General features: G+C 73.8%; 16 protein-coding genes. 2 read left to right on the top strand and 14 right to left on the bottom strand.

Translation table 11 applies throughout. From position 1 onward, the window contains the following. Positions 1-82: 82 nt before the first annotated feature. Complete coding sequence (locus ACFXOA_RS01940) at positions 83-856, top strand: calcium-binding protein (RefSeq protein ID WP_385021007.1); 774 nt, start codon at positions 83-85, stop codon at positions 854-856. 120 nt (positions 857-976) lie between these two features. Here the strand turns inward: ACFXOA_RS01940 and ACFXOA_RS01935 are convergent, their stop codons facing one another. The 9 genes from ACFXOA_RS01935 to ACFXOA_RS01895 all read right to left on the bottom strand — a co-directional run bounded on the left by ACFXOA_RS01935 (position 977) and on the right by ACFXOA_RS01895 (position 11425). Further along, entirely contained in the window at positions 977-2536 is a 1560-nt protein-coding gene (locus ACFXOA_RS01935; protein ID WP_385021005.1) for a dipeptide ABC transporter ATP-binding protein, read from the bottom strand. Beyond that, positions 2533-3339 carry an ABC transporter permease gene (locus ACFXOA_RS01930; RefSeq protein ID WP_385021002.1) on the bottom strand — a complete coding sequence of 269 codons (807 nt, stop codon included), beginning with the start codon at positions 3337-3339 and terminating at the stop codon, positions 2533-2535. Before ACFXOA_RS01930 ends, ACFXOA_RS01935 begins: the two co-directional genes overlap by 4 nt. 37 nt (positions 3340-3376) lie before the next feature. After that, positions 3377-4321, bottom strand: coding sequence for an ABC transporter permease (locus ACFXOA_RS01925; protein WP_385020999.1), 945 nt, complete (start codon positions 4319-4321; stop codon positions 3377-3379). Beyond that, positions 4321-5976 carry an ABC transporter substrate-binding protein gene (locus ACFXOA_RS01920; RefSeq protein WP_385020996.1) on the bottom strand — a complete coding sequence of 552 codons (1656 nt, stop codon included), beginning with the start codon at positions 5974-5976 and terminating at the stop codon, positions 4321-4323. Before ACFXOA_RS01920 ends, ACFXOA_RS01925 begins: the two co-directional genes overlap by 1 nt. A 229-nt stretch (positions 5977-6205) precedes the next feature. Beyond that, positions 6206-7018, bottom strand: coding sequence for a class I SAM-dependent methyltransferase (locus ACFXOA_RS01915; protein ID WP_385020993.1), 813 nt, complete (start codon positions 7016-7018; stop codon positions 6206-6208). Between the two features lie 15 nt (positions 7019-7033). After that, positions 7034-8500: a 4-hydroxyphenylacetate 3-hydroxylase family protein gene (locus ACFXOA_RS01910; RefSeq protein WP_385020990.1), complete on the bottom strand. Its 1467-nt coding sequence runs from the start codon at positions 8498-8500 to the stop codon at positions 7034-7036. Continuing rightward, complete coding sequence (locus ACFXOA_RS01905; RefSeq protein ID WP_385020987.1) at positions 8497-8994, bottom strand: flavin reductase family protein; 498 nt, start codon at positions 8992-8994, stop codon at positions 8497-8499. Before ACFXOA_RS01905 ends, ACFXOA_RS01910 begins: the two co-directional genes overlap by 4 nt. After that, entirely contained in the window at positions 8991-10805 is a 1815-nt protein-coding gene (gene asnB, locus ACFXOA_RS01900; protein ID WP_385020984.1) for an asparagine synthase (glutamine-hydrolyzing), read from the bottom strand. Before asnB ends, ACFXOA_RS01905 begins: the two co-directional genes overlap by 4 nt. Next, the gene (locus tag ACFXOA_RS01895) at positions 10793-11425 is read right to left on the bottom strand and encodes a hypothetical protein (RefSeq protein ID WP_385020981.1); all 633 of its coding nucleotides are present in this window, start codon (positions 11423-11425) and stop codon (positions 10793-10795) included. Before ACFXOA_RS01895 ends, asnB begins: the two co-directional genes overlap by 13 nt. A gap of 182 nt (positions 11426-11607) precedes the next feature. On the opposite strand from ACFXOA_RS01895, the gene ACFXOA_RS01890 reads away from it, so the two are divergent. Beyond that, the gene (locus ACFXOA_RS01890) at positions 11608-12483 is read left to right on the top strand and encodes an alpha/beta fold hydrolase (protein WP_385020978.1); all 876 of its coding nucleotides are present in this window, start codon (positions 11608-11610) and stop codon (positions 12481-12483) included. On the opposite strand, the gene ACFXOA_RS01885 is transcribed toward ACFXOA_RS01890, so the two are convergent. The 5 genes from ACFXOA_RS01885 to ACFXOA_RS01865 all read right to left on the bottom strand — a co-directional run bounded on the left by ACFXOA_RS01885 (position 12441) and on the right by ACFXOA_RS01865 (position 17669). Continuing rightward, entirely contained in the window at positions 12441-13376 is a 936-nt protein-coding gene (locus tag ACFXOA_RS01885; RefSeq protein WP_385020975.1) for a helix-turn-helix domain-containing protein, read from the bottom strand. The two genes, ACFXOA_RS01890 and ACFXOA_RS01885, sit on opposite strands and share 43 nt — an antisense overlap. 61 nt (positions 13377-13437) lie before the next feature. Beyond that, complete coding sequence (locus ACFXOA_RS01880; protein WP_385020972.1) at positions 13438-14181, bottom strand: alpha/beta hydrolase fold domain-containing protein; 744 nt, start codon at positions 14179-14181, stop codon at positions 13438-13440. Continuing rightward, positions 14178-15167, bottom strand: a complete 990-nt coding sequence (locus ACFXOA_RS01875) for an LLM class F420-dependent oxidoreductase (RefSeq protein WP_385020970.1) — start codon at positions 15165-15167, stop codon at positions 14178-14180. The genes ACFXOA_RS01880 and ACFXOA_RS01875 overlap by 4 nt, the downstream gene beginning before the upstream one ends. Continuing rightward, entirely contained in the window at positions 15164-16354 is a 1191-nt protein-coding gene (locus ACFXOA_RS01870) for an acyltransferase family protein (RefSeq protein ID WP_385020967.1), read from the bottom strand. The genes ACFXOA_RS01875 and ACFXOA_RS01870 overlap by 4 nt, the downstream gene beginning before the upstream one ends. Then, complete coding sequence (locus ACFXOA_RS01865; RefSeq protein ID WP_385020964.1) at positions 16341-17669, bottom strand: MFS transporter; 1329 nt, start codon at positions 17667-17669, stop codon at positions 16341-16343. The genes ACFXOA_RS01870 and ACFXOA_RS01865 overlap by 14 nt, the downstream gene beginning before the upstream one ends. Positions 17670-17706: the final 37 nt, after the last annotated feature.

The following is a 17706-nucleotide window of genomic DNA, read 5'->3' as shown; positions in this document are numbered from 1 at the left end:
GCCGGTTCCCCCCCCCACGGAACCGGATCACCCCGGGCCGGACCCGGCCGCCCCGGCGATTCGCCCATCGAGACGAGGTCCCATGAACCGACACGAAGTCATCACCCACGCGGCCGTCGTGACCCTCCTCGCCACCGGTCTCGCCGTCACCCCGGCCGCCGCCGCCCCCGCCGCGACAGCGGCGAAGGCGCACGTCACCGCCGACTGGGCGACGCGGTCGATCACCTTCACGGCCGCGGCGGGGCAGGCGAACGACCTGCACGTGGTGCCCATGGACCAGGGCGACGGGATACGGCGGATAGGCTTCCGCGACTCCGTCCCGCTCGAACCCGGGGAGCACTGCGCGTACCTCGAACCCGGGTCCGACACCTACGTCGTCTGTGAACTGCCCACCGGCGGCTCCACGCCGGACAGGATCGACGTCCTCCTCGGCGACGGCGACGACGAGATCGCCACCAGCGATCCAGGGGTGGCCACCGTCAGCGGCGGCCCCGGTGACGACATCCTGCACGCCCACACCGCGCACACCGTGCGGGGCGACGCCGGGGACGACATGGTCATGGGGCGCGTGGTCCTGGACGGCGGTGACGGCATGGACCACCTGATGGGTGACGACGGCGACCAGCGGCTGTGGGGCGGCCGGGGCGACGACATGATCGACGCCTACGGCGGTGCGGACCTCGTGTACGCCGGGCAGGGCGACGACCACGTCATGGGCGGTGACGGCGACGACCTCCTGCTCGGCGGCCCCGGTGACGACACCCTGCACGGCGAGGGCGGCGACGACCTGGTCGGCGGTGGCCCCGGAAAGGACGTGAGCGAGGGCGGGCCCGGACGGGACGTCGTCCTCCCGTAGGCGTCCTGCCGCCGGTCAGGTCCACCGCCGGCCGTACGCGGGGCAGGGGCCGGCCCGTCCCCCGTCCCCCCGTGCGCCGGGGGACGGGGGGGACGGGCGTCCGTACGCCGGCGGGCGCCGTCACGGCGCCACCTCCTGTGCCGCCTGCGCCCCGGGCAGATCCGGGACGGCGGTCAGCAACGCCCTGGTGTAGGGGTGCCGGGGGTCGGACAGCACCTGTGCGGCCGTCCCCTCCTCCACCACCCGGGCGTCCTTCATCACCAGCACCCGGTCGCTGATCCGCCGGATCACCCCCAGGTCGTGGGAGATGAACAGGAGGGCGAGGCCCAGGCGTTCCCTGAGGTCCTCCAGGAGGCGGAGGACCTGGTCCTGTACGGAGGCGTCCAGCGCGGACACCGGCTCGTCGCAGACCAGGACCTCCGGTCCGGTGGCCAGGGCGCGGGCGATCGCGACGCGCTGGCGCTGCCCGCCGGACAGCTGGTGCGGGCGGCGCGGCAGGTGATCGTCGTCCAGGCCCACCAGGTCGAGCAGTTCACGCGCCCGGTCCCGGCGGTCGGGGTGCCGGGGCAGCGCCTCGGCGAGCGCCCGGGCCACGGTGAAGCGCGGGTCGAGGGTCCCGTACGGGTTCTGGTGGACGAGCTGGACCCGGTGGCGCAGCGGGCGGCGACGGCGTTCGGGGAGCGCCGACCAGGGGCCGCCCCCCAGGGTCACCGTGCCCGAGTCGGGAGGCAGCAGGCCCATGGCGATCCGCGCGACGGTGGACTTCCCTGAGCCGGACTCGCCGACCAGGCCCACCGTCTCCCCGGCGTGGAGGGCGAAGGAGACCTCCTGGGCGGCGACGCGGGAGCCGTAGCCCTTGGAGACGGCCGTCAATTCGAGGCGCCGCCCGCCCACGGGGCCGGGCTGCCGGGGAGGGCGGACCACCGACGCCGCCAGCAGGGTACGGGTGAAGGGGTGCCGGGGCGCGGTCAGCAGGCCGGTCGTCGTACCGGTCTCCACCACACGCCCCTCGCGCAGCACCGCGGTCCGGTCCGCGACCCGGGACACCACGCCGAGGTCGTGGCTGATGAGGAGCAGCCCCATTCCCTTCTCCCGTGCCCTGCCCAGCAGTTCCAGGATCTGGGCCTGGACCGTCACGTCCAGGGCGGTCGTGGGCTCGTCGGCGATCAGCAGTCGCGGCCGTCCCGCCAACGCCGACGCGATCAGGGCGCGTTGGCGCAGACCACCGGACAACTCGTGCGGGTACTGGGCGGCTCGGGCCTCGGGCTCCGGGACACCCGCGTCACGCAGGAGTTCGACGACCCGGTGGCGTACCCGGTCCGGCTCGACGGTCCGGTGCAGCCGCAACGACTCGGCGACCTCGGCGCCCACCCGGCGCAGCGGGTCCAGGGAGACCAGGGCGTCCTGCGAGACGAGGCCGACGGTGCCGCCCCGCACCGTACGCCAGTCCCGCTGTGTGAAGCCGGCCGCGTCCCGTCCGTCGATGCGCAGGGTGCGCGCCGAGACCCGGGAACCGGGTCCGGCGAGCCCCAGCAGGGCACGGGCCGCGGTGGACTTGCCCGACCCCGACTCGCCGACCAGGGCGAGGCATTCGCCGGGCTCCACCGCGAACGACACGTCCCGCACGGCGTGCACCGCGCCGAAGCGGACGTCCAGGCCTTCGACCGTCAGCAGGCTCACGACCGCTCCCCCCGGCCCGGCAGCGAACGTCCCAGGACGGTCACCGACAGCACCACCGACATGATCGCCAGCCCGGGGAAGGTCGCCGTCCACCACGCCGTCGCGAGGAACTCCCGGCCGTCGGCGAGCATCGCCCCCCACTCCGAGGCCGGGGGCGCGGCCCCCAGCCCGAGGAAGCTGAGGGCCGAGCCGGAGATCACCGCCGTGCCCGTGCCGACCGTGGCCAGCACCAGCAGCGGGCCCGCGACATTGGGCAGCACATGCCGTACGACGACCGCCGGCGGCCGCACCCCGAGGGCCGTGGCCGCCTCCACGTACCCCGAGCGCATCACGGCGAGCGCCTGCCCGCGGACCAGGCGGGCGTACGTCGGTACGGCGGCGATCCCGATGGCCACCAGCACATTGGCCGTACCGGAGCCGACGACCGTCACCACCAGCAGTGCGAGGAGCAGTTCGGGGAACGCGAGCAGCACGTCCTGGGCGCGCATCAGCACCTGGTCGGAACGCTTCCCGCCCGCTGCGGCGAGCAGCCCCACCAGCAGCCCGACGGCCACCGCCAGGGCGGTCGCCCCGAGCCCGATGGCGAGCGAGAGCCGCGCTCCGTGCACCACCCGGGACAGCACGTCCCGGCCGAGTTCGTCGGTGCCGAACGGGTGTGCCCCACTGGGGGGCCGGAGCGCCGCCACGACGTCCGTGGCGTCGGGGCCCGCGGAGACGAGCAGACCCGGTGCCACGGCCGCGACCGCCCAGACGGCCAGTACCAGCCCGGCGGCGACCGGAGCGGTCCGCGCGATCGCGCTCATTCGGCACCTCCTTCGGCCGGTCCTCCACGGACGGATCTCATACCGCTGCTCCTTCCACCCGCAGCCGCGGGTCGATGATCAGATACGCCAGGTCCACCAGCAGGTTCACCACCACGAAGGCCGCGGCCGACAGCAGCACCAGCGCCGTCACCACCGGCACGTCCTTCGACGTCACGGCGGTCACCAGCACCCGCCCCAGGCCCGGCCGCGCGAACACGGTCTCCGTCAGCACCGCCCCGCCGAGCAGGCTGCCGACGATCCAGCCGGACAGGGTGGCCACCGGCAGCGCCGCGTGCCTGAGGGTGTGGCGGAGCAGCAGGCGGCGCTCACCCGCGCCCCGGGCCCGTACGGTCAGCGCGAACGGCCGGGCGGACGCCTCGTCGAGTTCCTGGCGCACGACCCGGGCGAGCACGCCCCCGATGGGCAGGGCCAGGGTCAGGGCGGGCAGCAGCAGGGCGAGCGCACCGCCGTCGCCCGCCGCGGGCAGCAGACCGAACCGGTAGGACAGGAAGGTCAGGCCGAGGATGCCCAGCCAGTACGACGGCACGGACACCGCGAGCAGCTCGATGCCCGAGACGAGGGACCGCACGCCCCGGCCGCGGCCGGCGCTGAGGACGGCGGCCGCGAACGCGACGGTCAGGGCGAGCACCGTCGCCGCGAGCGCGAGCTCCGCGGTCGGCGCGACCTGCCCTTCCAGGACCCGGCCGACCGGCAGCCCCAGCTGGTAGGAGCGGCCCAGGTCGCCGGTGGCCAACTGCCCCAGCTGGCCCAGGTACTGGACGATCAGCGGGTCGTCCAGGCCGTAGTCCCGGCGGATCTGCTCGCGCAGCTCGGGGGTGGCGGCCGTGCCCGGTCCGAGCACGGTGTCGACGACGTCCCCGGGCACCAGGTGCAGGGCGGCGAAGGCCAGGGTCGCCGCTCCCCACAGCACCAGCAGGCCGGCCGCGAGCCTCCGGAGCACCAGCCGGAGGGTGCCCGGCATCAGGCGTCCACCCAGGCACCCTGGAACAGCGGCCACGCCGAGGCGTCGAAGGTCACGCCGTGCGCCCTGGCGCGTACGCCGAGCTGCCGGGTGGAGACGAAGGCGGGGACGGTGTACGCCTGCTCGACGATCCGTTCCTGCACCTTGCCGTAGAGCTCCGCACGCCTGGCCGGGTCCGCGGCGGCGCCCGCCTCGTCCAGCCAGCCGTCGACCGTGGTGTCGCGCAGCCGCGAGCCGTTGGCACCGCCGTCGGCCAGCTGACTCCCCGAGTGGAAGAGGGTCCGCAGCAGATCGGGGTCGGAGCCGCCCCAGGCGAAGGCGATGATGTCGTACTCGCCGCGGTTGCGGACGGGGGTGTAGCTGCCCGCGTCCAGCGGTACGAGCTTCAGCTCGATGCCGGCCTTCTTCAACGCGTCCTGCACGGCGGTGTCGAAGGTGCGCCGCTCGGGCTTGGTGTACGCGGGGACGTACAGCAGTCTCAGCGAGAACCGCTTGCCGGCCTTGACGCGATAGCCGTCGGAGTCCCGGTCGCTCCAGCCGAGCCCGTCCAGCAGTTCGGCCGCCTTGCCCGGGTCGTGGCCCCAGCTGTCCTCGGTGGACTTCGCGTACGAGGGGGTCGACGGCGACAGCGGCCCCCAGGCCCGGCGGTACTGCCCCGCGAACACCGCCCGGGTGATCGCCTCGGTGTCCACGGCCGCCCGGACGGCGAGCCGTGCGTCGAGCTGGTCGAGTGGGGCCCGTCCGGTGTTGAGGAAGTACTGGTAGACGGCGCCCGGCGAGTCATGGCTCAGCACACCGAGCCCCTGCTGCTTCCTCAGCGTGGCGACCCGGTTGGCGGGCAGGGAGTCCGCGACGTCGGTCCGGCCCGAGGTGACCGCGCCGACCCGGGTGGCGTTCTCCGGCAGGAAGGTCACCACCAACTGCTCCAGATGGGCCGGACCCTGGTTCTTCGCGGATCCGGGTGCCCAGCCGTACGCCGCGTTCCGGGTGAACACCAGCTTCTGGCCCTTGACCCGGGAGGTGAAGGTGAACGGTCCCGTGCCCACGCTGAAGCGCCCGCCGGCGGCCAGCTCCCCGGGGTGCTCGCTCAGCGTCCTGGGGGAGTGGAATCCGAGGTAGGTGGTGGACAGGGCGTGCAGGAAGGAGGCGTACGGCTTCTTCAGGTGCACGGTGAGGCTGTGGCTGCCGGTGACCTCGGTGCGGTCGTAGGGGCCGATGAGCGTCGCCGCGTACTGCGACTTCGTCGCCGGGGCCACCACGTGCTCGAAGTTGGCCTTCACGGCCTCGGCGTCGAAGGGCGTGCCGTCGGTGAAGGTCACGTCCTCGCGCAGCCGGAAGGTGTACGCCCTTCCGTCCTTCGACACCTCCCACTCCTTGGCCAGCCAGGGCTCGAAGGTGCCGTCGGGCCGCTGGGACACCAGCGAGTCGAAGACGTTGCGCAGCAGGACGCCCACGATGTCGGCCGGGCTGACGTGCGGGTCGTAGACATCGGGCTCGACGTCGGTGGAGAAGGTGAGCGTGCCGCCGTCGCGGGGCTCGCCGCCGTCGCGCGGTGCGCCGGATGAGGCGCCGGGGGCCGTGGAGCAGGCGGCCAGTCCGGCGGCGGCCAGGGAGCCGGCGGACAGCATCAGGAAGGACCGGCGGGTGGGCAGCACGGGGTGTCTCCGTTCTCGGGGCACGCCGGGGCGGGCCCGGGGCGTGGCGGGATGTCGGTGGTGCGTCAGGCCAGGGGTTGGTCCCCCGGGGTTGTGCGGGGTGCGGTGGCCGGGACGGCAGGTCAGGGGTGTGTCAGCCGGGTGTGCGGGGTGCGGTGGTCGGCACGCCACGGCACGGCAGGTCAGGGGTGAGTCATCCGGGTTGTGCCGGGGAAGAGCGGGCCGGACCTCAGGTCAGGGGTGTGGCACGCCAGACGCGCACGGTGATGCCGTAGACCTCGCCGTGGGCGGCCGTGCGGCGTGCCGCGGCCCGGCCCACGGCGGAGAAGAAGTCCTCCTGACGGCCGTCGGGGACGAGACGGCTGAAGTAGGTGCCGAAGGTCGAGGCGTGGAAGTCCCGGTACCGGGCGGCGGATTCGGCGCGCACCGGGACGTGACGTTCCTCGGACGCGGTGACGGTGAAGTGACGGGCGAGCAGGGCCCGGACCGTCGGGGCGGGCCGGGCCCGGACGCCCATCGGGACGACCCCGGCGAGGCTGTCGCCGTACCCGAGGGCGGAGAGTGCCTCGCGTGCGACGACGTCCTCGCCGCCGTACCCGTCGGCGTCGGTCACCGGGTGATGGGTCGTCAGCACGAAGGTGCCGCCCGGTGCCAGATGGGCGGAGATCCAGGCGAAGGCGCGGTTCTCGTCGGGGTGCAGCCAGTGCAGCACCGACGTCATGAAGACCGCGTCGAACCGGTCCTCCAGCGGCGGGAGTCCGAGCAGATCCGCGGTGAGCAGCTCGGCGCGCCCCGCCAGCCGTGCGCCCGCCCTCCGTACCCGGCCGTCGTTCCCGTCGACGCCGACCGTGCGGACGATGCCGGGCCAGCGTGCCAGGGCGGCGTCGAGCAGGGCGCCCGTGCCGCAGCCCAGGTCGGCCACCGTGGACGGGGCGCCCGGTACCTGGTCCAGCACCCAGTCGTGGTCCTGTGCCTGCCGTACCGCGCTGACGTCGTCGTATCCGGAGAGCGTGCGGGCGCGGGTGAGGATGTCCTCGGTCATCGAAGTGCCTCCGGTTCAGAGTGGCTGGGATATCAGGTCGGTGATGCGGGCCCGGACCTCCGACTGGTCGTGGCGGCGCAGCAGGTTGATGCGGTTGCGGGCGAGGTCACCGCGGTGGACGTACTCGTAGAGGTCCTGGCGCTGCCCGAAGCTGTCCGCGGTCAGCTCCCAGGCCAGCCGGAACAGCCGGGACTTGCGGTCGGCGTCGATTCCCCTGCCGCGCATGTATCGCTCCAGGTGCGGGCGGAGCTCGGGCGAGCGCAGGTCCTTCTCGGTGGGCTGCATGAGGATCCCGGACTGCCCGATGCCGCGGACGATCTCGACGGCCCGGCCGGCGACCTGCGCCGCCCACACGGCGGCCGCCGGTGTCGGGCCCGGCGCGAACAGTCCGCCGTCGGTGGTGCGGGCGGTGGCCTCGCCGGCCGCCAGGAAGTAGTCCAGCAGTTCCGCGTATCCGGCGAGCTCGCCCAGGTCCTCCTGGATGTTGCGGAACCCGTCGACGCCGATCGCCTCGGCCGTCAGGGTGCCGACGGCGAGCAGGGCGCGCAGCCGCTCCCGGTAGCGGACCTGACCGATGTACTGGCTCCAGGCGTTGATGCGGGTCAGGCCCTCGCGGGCGAGCGCCCCGTCGTGCAGCAGGAAGACCCGGTCCCAAGGGACCCGCACGTCGTCGAAGAACAGCATCGCGTCCTGCTCGTCGAACCGGGACGCCAGCGGGTGGGCATGGCCGTACGGGGCGCCGCCGAACGGCTCCCGGCACAGGATCCTCAGTCCCGGGGCGTTCAGCGGCAGCGCGAACCACACCACGAACTCCTCGCCGCCACGCTGTGCGAACGAGGCGGACAGGTAGACCAGCACCTCGTGCGCGAACGGCGCGAGCGTGGTGAGCTGCTTCGCCCCGCGCACCACGATGCCGTCGTCGTCCTCGCGCAGGATCCGCAGGGCGTGGTCCGGGTTGTCGACGGGGCTCGACGAGCGGTCGATCTGCGGGTCGCCGAGGGCGTGGGTGAGGAGGAGGTCGCGGGAGGCCGCGTACCGGTGGTACGCGGCGGCGTTGGCGCCGAAGCCCGGCCGGTTGGTCTCCAGCCGGTGCCGGAAGTCGAAGAGCCCGACCGCGATCGACGCCATGAACGCGGGCGAACGCCCGTGCTGGCCGAGCGACTCCCGCAGCCACACCTCGGCGGACTCCCGGGCCGCCCGCAGCTCCCCGGCCGTGCGCGGCGGGTGGTAGCCGCGGCCGACCCGCAGCCCGGTGTCCGGCTGGTGCACCGTCAGCACCTCGCGGTGCTCGGGCGCGTGCTGGAGGTCGAGCAGCCTGGACAGCTCCGCCACCGGCGCGGCGAACGCCGGATGCTCGGCGACGTTGCCGATCTCCTCCCCGTCGAGCCATACGCTGCGCCCGTCGTCGAGGCTCTTGCGATAGCGGTCGCCGTCGAGCGCGCCGAGGGGTGCGACCGACGAGGCGAGGGACAAGGACGTCATGAGCGGAGCTCCTGTTCCTGGGAGAGGGCGTGGTAGGCGCCGCCCTGGTGCACGAGGGGCCGGCCCTCGCCGGAGCGCACGGCGACGACCCGGCCGAGGATCAGCGCGTGGTCGCCGCTCCGCACGACACCGGCGACCCGGCAGTCGAGCCAGCTCAGGCAGTCACCGAGGACGGGTGCGCCCGTGTCCTCCCGGGACAGGGCGACGGGCGGAGGCAGGTCACGGCGGTCCGACGGCGCGGCGAAGTATTCCGCGACCCGCCGCTGGTCGTGCCGCAGCACGTTCACCGACAGCACCCCGGAGGCCTGCGTCGCCCACACCATCGGGCTGCGCCTGCCGATCGCCACCCCGACCAGCAGCGGATCCAGGGACAGCGAGGTGAACGCGGAGACGGTCTTGGCGTGGAATCCGCCGCGGTATCGGGTGGCCACCACCGTCACTCCGGTCGGGAACGTCCGGGCGGCGGCCAGGTACTCCTGCGTGGACACGGTCACCGGACGCTCACCCCGTAGGTGTCGAGCCAGTCGTCCAGTGCCAGCAGGTGGTCCAGGCCCCCGGTCGGGTGCGGGGCGGCGCGCGGCCCCGGCAGCACGGTCCCCTCGGCGAGGTGCCGGCGGACCTTCTCCCGGTCCACGAGGTCGAAGACCGGTCTGTCCTGCCGCACGAGCTCCTCCGCCCGCCGCCGCAGCGCCGCCGCGTAGGCGGGCGCCGAGCTCGCCGGGTACCCGCTCTTGGGCCGGTGCAGCACCCGCGGCGGCAGCAGGTCGCGGACCGCGTGGCGCAGCAGCCCCTTGGGCTCGCCGCCCGCGGTCTTCAGCGCCCACGGCACGTTCCACAGGTACTCGACCAGCCGGTGGTCCGCGAACGGCACCCGCACCTCCAGACTCGCCGCCATGCTCATCCGGTCCTTGCGGTCCAGCAGCGCGGGCAGCCAGCGGGTCAGCGCCAGGTGCGAGACCTGCCGGGCCCGCCGGTCCTCCGCCGGCTCGCCCTCCAGGTGCGGCACCTCGGCGAGGGCCTCGCTCAGCCGCTGCGCCGCGTACTCCTCGGGGCGTACGGCCGCCGCGACCTCCGGCCGGAGCAGGCTCGCCGGGGACGTCCTGCCGCGCAGCCACGGGAAGGTGTCCAGCGGGCCGTCGTCCTGGAAGTAGGGGTAGCCGCCGAAGACCTCGTCGGCCACCTCCCCGGACAGGGCGACGGTGACGTGCCGTCGTACGCCCTGGAAGAGCAGGTGGAGGGAGGTGTCGGGCTCGCCCCAGCCGGGCCGGTCCCGCGCCGCGAGGCCGATGCCGCGATGGGTGAGCAGGTCGTCCCCGGGGACGGTGACCGCCGTGTGCGCCGTACCCAGGCCGTCCACCAGCTCCCGGATGTACGGGGCGTCCGCGTCGCGGTTCCAGTCGCCGAGCCGCTCCGGCTGCTCGCCGGGCGGGAAGTCCACCGAGAACGTGGCGGCCTTGTCCGCGGGACCGGTCGCCGCCAGCGCGGTCAGCGTGCTGGAGTCCAGGCCGCCCGACAGCAGCAGTCCGAGCGGCACGTCGCTGACCAGCTGGCGGCGCACGATGTCGGCCAGCAGCTCCCGCACATGGCCGGCGGTGGTGTCGAGGGAGCCGTGATGCGGATGCGACTCCAGTGACCAGTACCGCCGTTCGCGCACCCCGTGCCGGCCGAACCGCACGGTGTGCCCCGGCCGTACGGTCCGCAGCCCGCGGAACACGGTCAGCCCCGGGGTGGGGGCCGACGGGAGAGCGAACAGCTCGGCCAGCCCCTCCGCGTCGGTCTCGGCCCGGAAGCGCGGGTTGGCGAGCACGGCCTTGGGCTCGGAGCCGAACAGCAGCCGCTCGCCCTGAACCGTCCAGTACAGCGGCTTCACACCCAGCCGGTCGCGCACCAGCAGCAGCTCCTGCCCTGCGATGTCCCACACGGCGTAGGCGAACATCCCGTTGAGCCTGGTGACAGCGTCCTCGCCCCACTCCAGATGAGCCCTGAGCACCACCTCGGTGTCCGAGCGGGTACGGAACCCGTGTCCCAGGGAGACGAGTTCGGCGCGCAGCTCGGGGAAGTTGTAGACCTCGCCGCTGTAGCTGACGACGGCGTGCCGCCCGCCCTCGCGGATCTCCATGGGCTGCGTCCCGCCCGCGACGTCGATCACCGCGAGCCTGCGATGGCCGAGCGCGGCGTGTTCGGCGAGCCACACCCCGCTCGCGTCCGGGCCGCGCCGGACCAGGCTGTCGGTCATCGCGCGTACGGTGGCCTCCTCGGCCCGCAGGTCGTGGCCGAAGTCGATCCAGCCGGTTATGCCGCACATTCCGCCTCCCAGTGGCAGCCGTGTCCCTCGGGTCCCTCGGTCAGTTCGTGACGGGGCCGGAAGCCCTTGGCGGCGACGTTGGCGCCCATGGCGTGCACGCAGTACTCGCAGGGGGAGTCGAGGGTGATGCCCACCCCGCGGGCCCTGGCCCGCTCCCGGTAGTCCCAGATCGCACAGTGGGTGATCGTCAGGGAGGACCTGTCGTGCCCGTCCTCGGTGACCTCGTAGCGCGAGCCGTACAGCTCGGCCTGGCGGGCGATCCTCAGCACGGGGTCCAGGGCGCCGCGCCCGTGGTCCGGCTCCACGTGGCGGTGCACCTCGGCGCCGGCCCGTGCCCAGGCGGCGAGTTCGCCGTGGCCGTAGCGGGAGACGAGGAAGCGCTCCATCAGCGCCTGGGCGCGGAAGAACACCCGCTGCCACGCCTCGGGGAGAGCGGCACCGGACACCCCGGGCAGCCCTTCGTAGATCTCCGCGCGCACCGTGATCCAGTCGTCGATGTCACGTCCGCCGCGCGACTCGGTGAGGTACCGGGTCAGGCCGGCCTCCGCCTCGAAGAGGCGCTGCCGCCACAGCGCGGCACGCTCCGCCGGGCTCATGTCCGTCGAGTACTTCTGCTTCATGAGCAGCTCTTTCGGCCAGGAAGTAAAACCGTTGGATTCGAAATTCCTTGCGCAGCCTAGAAATGTGTTTCCGGCTGCGTCAATGGGACTCGAATAGGCTGTGCACGGCGCATCCTGTGAGTTCCGGTAACAGCATCCGCAATAGAATTCCTGGGCCCCGTCGAGCGAATTAGCCTCGCCGTATGGGCATGTTCGAAGGCTTCCGTACGCTGACCGTCGAGACGGACGGCGTGCCGGTGCACGTCCGCACCGCGGGGCACGGCCCGCCGCTGCTGCTCCTGCACGGCTTCCCGCAGACGCACGCCATGTGGCACGCGGTCGCGCCCCGGCTCGCCGAGGAGTTCACCGTCGTCGCCACCGACCTGCGCGGCTACGGCGCGAGCGGACGCCCCGCCACGACCGGCGACCACGCGCCGTACAGCAAGAGGGCCATGGCCGCCGAACAGGTCCGCGTCATGCGGGAGCTGGGCCACGAGCGGTTCCATGTCGCCGGCCACGACCGGGGTGCGCGCTGCGCCTACCGGATGGCGCTGGACCATCCCGGGAGCGTGGTGCGGCTGGCCGTCCTGGACGTCGTACCCACCGCCGACGCGCTCGCCACCGTGGACGCGTCCACGGCTCGGCAGCTGTGGCGCTGGTTCCTGCTCGCCCAGCCGCACCCGCTGCCGGAGACGCTGATCGCCGCCGACCCCGAAGCCTTCTACTTCGGCCCGGCGGCCGGTCTCTTCACCCCCGAGGCGCTGGCCGCCTACCGGACGGCCGTGGGCGATCCGGCGGTGCGGCACGCCATGTGCGAGGACTACCGGGCCATGTTCGGCCCCGACCTGGACCACGACCGGGACGACCTGCGGGCGGGCAGGCGCATCGCCGCCCCGGTGCTCGCCCTGTGGGGCGGGCGCTCGCACACCGAACGCCGCCACGACGTGCTCTCCGTGTGGCGGCGCTGGGCGCACGACGTGCGCGGACGGGCCCTGGACTGCGGGCACTTCCTGCCCGAGGAGGCCCCTGAGGAGACCTACGCGGAACTGCGCGCGTTCTTCAGCGGCGAACCCTCGTGAGCGTGGATGCGGACCACCTCGGCGGTCCGCCCGTGGTGCTCACGGACCAGCCGCGCCACCAGGTCGTGGTCGGCGGGGGTCACCGGAGCCTGCACCAGCACGAGCGCCTCGGGGTCGTCGACGGGCCTGAACGCGGTGTACCGCAGCGTCAGCCCGCCGTGGCAGGGCGGACGTACCTCGACCTGCCTGGCGGTGAGGTCGCCCACTCCCTGGCACTCCCACCAGCCGGCGAGCTCGGGGAAGTCCGCGCGCAGGATGCGGTAGATCTCCGCGGTGCGCGCGTCCGTCGTGGCCAGTCGCGCGGTCTGCCCGCGGAACTGCGCGAGCACCGCGCGTCCGACCGGCTCCCAGTCGGCCAGCGTGGTGCGGATCGCCGCGTCGCCGGCCATGCACCACATCAGGTTCCGGCGCTCGCGGGGGATGTCGGCCGGGTCCGACCAGACCGCCGCGTACGCCGTGTTCCAGGCGGTGATGTCGAAGCGCGAGTCCAGCAGCACGGCGGGGGAGGTCGCCCAGGTGTCCAGCAACGCCTGGGTGTGCGCGGCCACCGCACGATGCCCCGCGCGGTCCGGTACCGGCGGCAACAGGCCCGAGAGGGACAGCACATGACGGTAGGAGACGGCGTCCAGACCGAGCGTCCGGGCCACCGCCTCCAGCACCTTCCGCGAAGGAATGACCCGGCCCTGTTCCAGCCAGGTGTACCAGGCGAGACCCACCCCCGAGAGGGCGGCGACCTCCTCGCGCCTCAGACCCGGTGTGCGCCGCCGGCCCGTGTCGGGCAGCCCCATGTCGCGCGGGCTGCGCCGCTCGCGATGCGCGCGCAGAAAGGCCCCTAATTCCTTGGCGTTGACAGTTTCGCGGACGCCTTCCTCCAATTCGATGTCCGAACGCACCGTCGTTTCCCCCTCCGTCGGTCCCGCATTCGACCAGATCGGATGCCAGCATATCCGCGCCTCAGACCGCCCTGTCCGCTTTCCCTCCACTTGTCCGGCTGTCGAGGCGGTCCTTTAAGAAAGCTGCAACACTGTCCGCGGCCCGCACCGCCTCCGGCGTCCGGTCCACGAACAGCTGCCAGCAGTGCGTCGTGCCCGGCCACAGCTCCACCCGGCACGAGCCGCCACTCGACTCCACCCGCTCCCCGAACCGCACCGCGTCGTCGGCGAGCACCTCGTCGCGGCTCGACTGCACCAGCACCGGAGGCAGCGCGGCCAGGGCCTCGGCCGGAGCGAACAGGGGCGAGGCGGTGGGGACGCGCGGATCGGCGCCGGCCAGATAGAGCGCCGCGGAATGCCGGAGTGCCGCCCTACCGAGCACCGGATCGGTCGCGGCGCACCGGGTGTACGACTCCGCCTCGACGGTCAGGTCGAGCCACGGTGAGAGGACCGCCGCGGCTGCCGGCATCGGCAGCCCCGCCTCACGGGCGGCCAGCAGCACCGCCAGTGCGAGGCCGCCGCCCGCGGACTCGCCCGCCACGGCCACCCGCTCGGGCGCGGTTCCCGCCGCCAGCACCGCCTCGTAGGCGGCGAGCCCGTCCTCCACGGCCGCGGGGAAGGGGTGCGCCGGTGCCAGGCGGTAGGCGGGTACGACGGCATCGGCACCGGCTCGCCGGGCGAGGTGCCCGGCGAGCGGCAGGCTCACCTCGGGGGACCCCGCCCGGTAGCCGCCGCCGTGGAAGTGCAGCAGGACCCGCCCGGTCACCCGTGGAGCTCCGCCAGCAGACCGGTCAGCGACTCCGGAGAGCGGTGCAGCTCCGGGGTGTTCGCCACGTACAGCAGCACGGTCGTCACCCCGGGCTGGAGGTAGGCGCGGATCCGCTCGCGCACGGCCGCCGGCTCACCGTGCAGCCAGAGGGCGTCCACCAGCTCGTCGGGGAGGGCGGCGGCGGCACCGGCGCGGTCTCCGAGGAGGTGGAGGTCGTGGGACTCCTTCAGCTGGTCACCGCGGCCGAGCCACTCGTGGAAGGCGTGGTACGGCTTCTGGTTCAGGATCCAGCCGAGGAAGCCCCGGCCCGCCTGCCGGGCCCGGGACGCGTCGCGCGTCGGGCAGACGAAGAGCTTCACCACCGTCTCCTTGCCGGGACGCGGCCCGCCGCCCGCGGCGATCACCCGCGGTACGTCACCGGCGGTCAGCAGGTTGAGCACGGCCCCGTCCCCGTGGTCGTACGCGACGCCGAGCATTCTCGGACGCAACGCCCCCACCAGCACCTTCGGCGGCCTCTCGGGGACGAAGCCGAGGTGGAAGCCCGGAGCGGAGAGGGTGTCGTAGTCGTCGCCCACCGGCTGTCCCGCCAGGGCGCGCTTCAGGAAGCGGACGGTGTCCCGGACACGGGCCAGCGGCCGTTCGTGGCTGACCCCGTTGAGTGCGGTGGTGTGGGCGGGAACCGACGCGCCGACGCCCAGCAGCACATCGCCCGTGGTGAGCTCGGCGAGGCCCGCCGCGGTCTGCGCGAGGATGCCGGGTCCCCGGGTGAACACGGGCACGACACCGGTGCCCAGACGCAGCCGCGGCTGCCAGGCGGCCGCGGCGGCCAGCGGGGTGAAGGCGTCCACGCCGCCGCCCTCCCCGGTCCACACATCGGAGTACCCGAGGTCGGGCAGCGCCTCGATCGTGGCCCGGTGGGCGGTGAGTTCACGGGCGGGCAGGGGCAGATTGACACCCCAGCGGACGGGACCGCAGCCGGTCATGGTGCTTCCGTTCTCTCTCGGGACGCGGCGGCCCGTGTGCGCAGGCGCCGCGAGGGCAGTTCGACCAGGTGGTGGGTGAGGGCGGCGAGGACCGTCGTGAGCACCACGGTCCCCGGGAAGAGGACCCAGAAGTGAGCCGTCCCGGCCCGTTCCCCCGTGACGCGCAGCCAGCCCTCGACGACGACCATGTGCCAGAGGAACAGCCCGTACGAGATGCGCCCCAGCCACGCCGGGAAGGGCTTCCGGAGCAGCGCCGCCGGGCCGCCCGAGCTGTCCGCGAGGGCGAGCGGCGCCACCAGCGCCACCGCCACCACCAGGTACAGCAGGTGCTCCAACAGCGCCTCGGCCACGGTCGGGTAGCGGGCCGTGGTCCCGGTCAGCGGCGTCGAGACCAGTACGTACGCCGCGAGGGCGACCCCCCAGCACAGCCACGGGCTCCGAACGAAGGCGGGCGGCCGGCGTCTCCCGGAGGCGATGACCGCGAGGGCGGTCCCGGCCGCGAAGTAGCCGGCGTACTCGGGCAGCCACAGCTGGGCGAGCGGGTACGGTCCCGCGGACGGGAGGTGCGTCGCCACGACCGTCGCGAGCGTCACCGCCTCGACCGCGGCGAGGACGCCCAGGACCGCCGCCGTGCGGCCACGCCGCAGCAGCGGGTGGAGCCCCCATGCCAGCAGGGGGAGCACGAGGTAGAACGACACCTCCGTGGCGAGGCTCCAGGTCTGCGGGATGCCGGTGGGGATCGGGTCGTGCTGGTAGATGTGCAGCAGCAGGAAGGTGCGAAGGGCCGGCCACACCTCGGTGAGTGTGTCCCGGCCGAACCAGACCAGGGCGGTCAGGGACACCACCCAGTACGCGGGCAGGATGCGCAGCGCGCGGTGCCACAGGTAGCGCCCGGTGGACGGGCGGGGCAGACCGCCGCGGGCCGCGTTCGCCCAGGGACGGTAGAGCAGCAGACCGGACAGCACGAAGAAGACGGGAACGCCCACCGTGAAGCGGGAGATGACGGGCCCGAGCGGGCCGCCCTCCCCGACGCCCAGCCAGCTGGAGGCCACCTGCCCGCTGTAGATGCCGACGTGCAGGGCGATCACCAGCAGCGCGGCGACCGCGCGCAGACCGTCGAGGGCGGGCGCCCGGTGGCTGCCCGTGTCGGGTATGGACCGTTCCGGGGAGGCCTCAAGCGTGGTCATCCGCGGACACCTCCTCCTGGGATCGGCGGACTTCCCCGGCTCCCCGGTCTCCTCCGGCCTCGCCGGCGTCCTGGTCCTCCTGGTGCCTGCGGTCCGTGCTGCCCGTGCCGGACGGCCGGAGCCGTCCCACCAGCGGCACCGCGACCAGCCCCGCGAGCAGCGCCAGCCCACCGCCCACCGCCGCCGTACCCGTGTCGGCGTGGGCGAAGGAACTGGCGGCCGTGACCCCGACCGCCGTACCCGCGTAGAGCGTCGCGCTGTTCCACGAGCTGGAGGTCGCGCCCAGTTCCGGCCGGGCGCTCACCAGCAGCGTCTGGATCACCGTGCCGAAGGCGCCGCTGGCGAAGAACCACACCAGTACGCCCGCGTACACCGCGATCCGGGGGCTGCCCAGAGCGGCGACCACGGCCGCCCCTCCCAGCAGCAGTGCCCACACCGGGATCCACACCGCGTCCCCGGCGCCCCGCCCGCGGGCCCGGTCGCCGATGCGCCCGGCGGCCAGCGATCCGAGGGCGCTTCCCGCGCCCACCAGGACGCCGAGCAGCCCGAGCGCGTCCACCGACAGGCCGAAGCGGTCGTGCAGGGCCGTGCCGAGGAAGGTGTACGCGCCCAGGTTGGCGGCCTGCAGCAGGAAGACGACGACCAGCGTGTGCCGGAGGACTCCGTCCCGCCACACCGAGAACACCGATCCGAGCCCCACGGACGGGACGTCGTCCCGGCCCCGCGCCCTCGGGATCTGGCTGAGCAGCAGCGGGACCGAGGCGGCCGACAGCGCGGTCAGCGCCCAGAACGAGGCCCGCCAGCCGCCCCACCCGGCCAGGAAGCTGCCGGCGGGCACCCCGAGCACCTGACCGGCCGAGAAGAGTGCCATCCCCAGGCCGACCGCCCGCCCGCGCACCGACTCGGGCGCGGTCTCGGCGATGTGCGCCCAGATCGACGGCCCCGCCAGTGCCGCGCCCAGCGCCCCGGCCACCCTTGCCACCACCAGGACCGTGAGGTCCCCGGCGACCGCGGCCAGCGCGTTGCCCAGCAGGAAGAGCACCGTCCCCGCGAGGATCGTCGGCCGCCGCCCGAACCGGTCGGAGACCGCCCCGAGGAAGGGTGCGGTGAGCGCGTACACCAGGGTGTACGCGGTGACGGTGACGGCGGCGGCGGACTCCGTGACTCCGACGTCCCCGGCGATCGTCGGCAGGAGCGGGGAGACCAGGAAGGTCTCGGTGCCGATCAGGAACAGCAGCAGATACACGCCCGTGTACGAGACCCAGGGAACCCTCGGTGTGGTCCCTGCGGTGCCGGGCGGAGCGGTTGCGGACACGGGGTTCCTCTCGGGGGACGGAAGGTGACGAGGTGAT

It is taken from the genome of Streptomyces sp. NPDC059166, assembly GCF_042755185.1.
Taxonomy (GTDB): Bacteria; Actinomycetota; Actinomycetes; order Streptomycetales; family Streptomycetaceae; genus Streptomyces.
The sequence above is the reverse complement of the archived record's forward strand: the minus strand, read 5'-3'. Positions and strand labels throughout refer to the sequence as shown.

Coding starts and splice junctions, on each gene's coding strand:
- ACFXOA_RS01875 (WP_385020970.1), bottom strand. CDS start 15,167: ATGACCGGCTGCGGTCCCGTCCGCTGGGGTGTCAATCTGCCCCTGCCC.
- asnB (WP_385020984.1), bottom strand. CDS start 10,805: ATGTGCGGCATAACCGGCTGGATCGACTTCGGCCACGACCTGCGGGCC.
- ACFXOA_RS01895 (WP_385020981.1), bottom strand. CDS start 11,425: ATGAAGCAGAAGTACTCGACGGACATGAGCCCGGCGGAGCGTGCCGCG.
- ACFXOA_RS01890 (WP_385020978.1), top strand. CDS start 11,608: ATGGGCATGTTCGAAGGCTTCCGTACGCTGACCGTCGAGACGGACGGC.
- ACFXOA_RS01870 (WP_385020967.1), bottom strand. CDS start 16,354: ATGACCACGCTTGAGGCCTCCCCGGAACGGTCCATACCCGACACGGGC.
- ACFXOA_RS01915 (WP_385020993.1), bottom strand. CDS start 7,018: ATGACCGAGGACATCCTCACCCGCGCCCGCACGCTCTCCGGATACGAC.
- ACFXOA_RS01910 (WP_385020990.1), bottom strand. CDS start 8,500: ATGACGTCCTTGTCCCTCGCCTCGTCGGTCGCACCCCTCGGCGCGCTC.
- ACFXOA_RS01940 (WP_385021007.1), top strand. CDS start 83: ATGAACCGACACGAAGTCATCACCCACGCGGCCGTCGTGACCCTCCTC.
- ACFXOA_RS01925 (WP_385020999.1), bottom strand. CDS start 4,321: ATGCCGGGCACCCTCCGGCTGGTGCTCCGGAGGCTCGCGGCCGGCCTG.
- ACFXOA_RS01930 (WP_385021002.1), bottom strand. CDS start 3,339: ATGAGCGCGATCGCGCGGACCGCTCCGGTCGCCGCCGGGCTGGTACTG.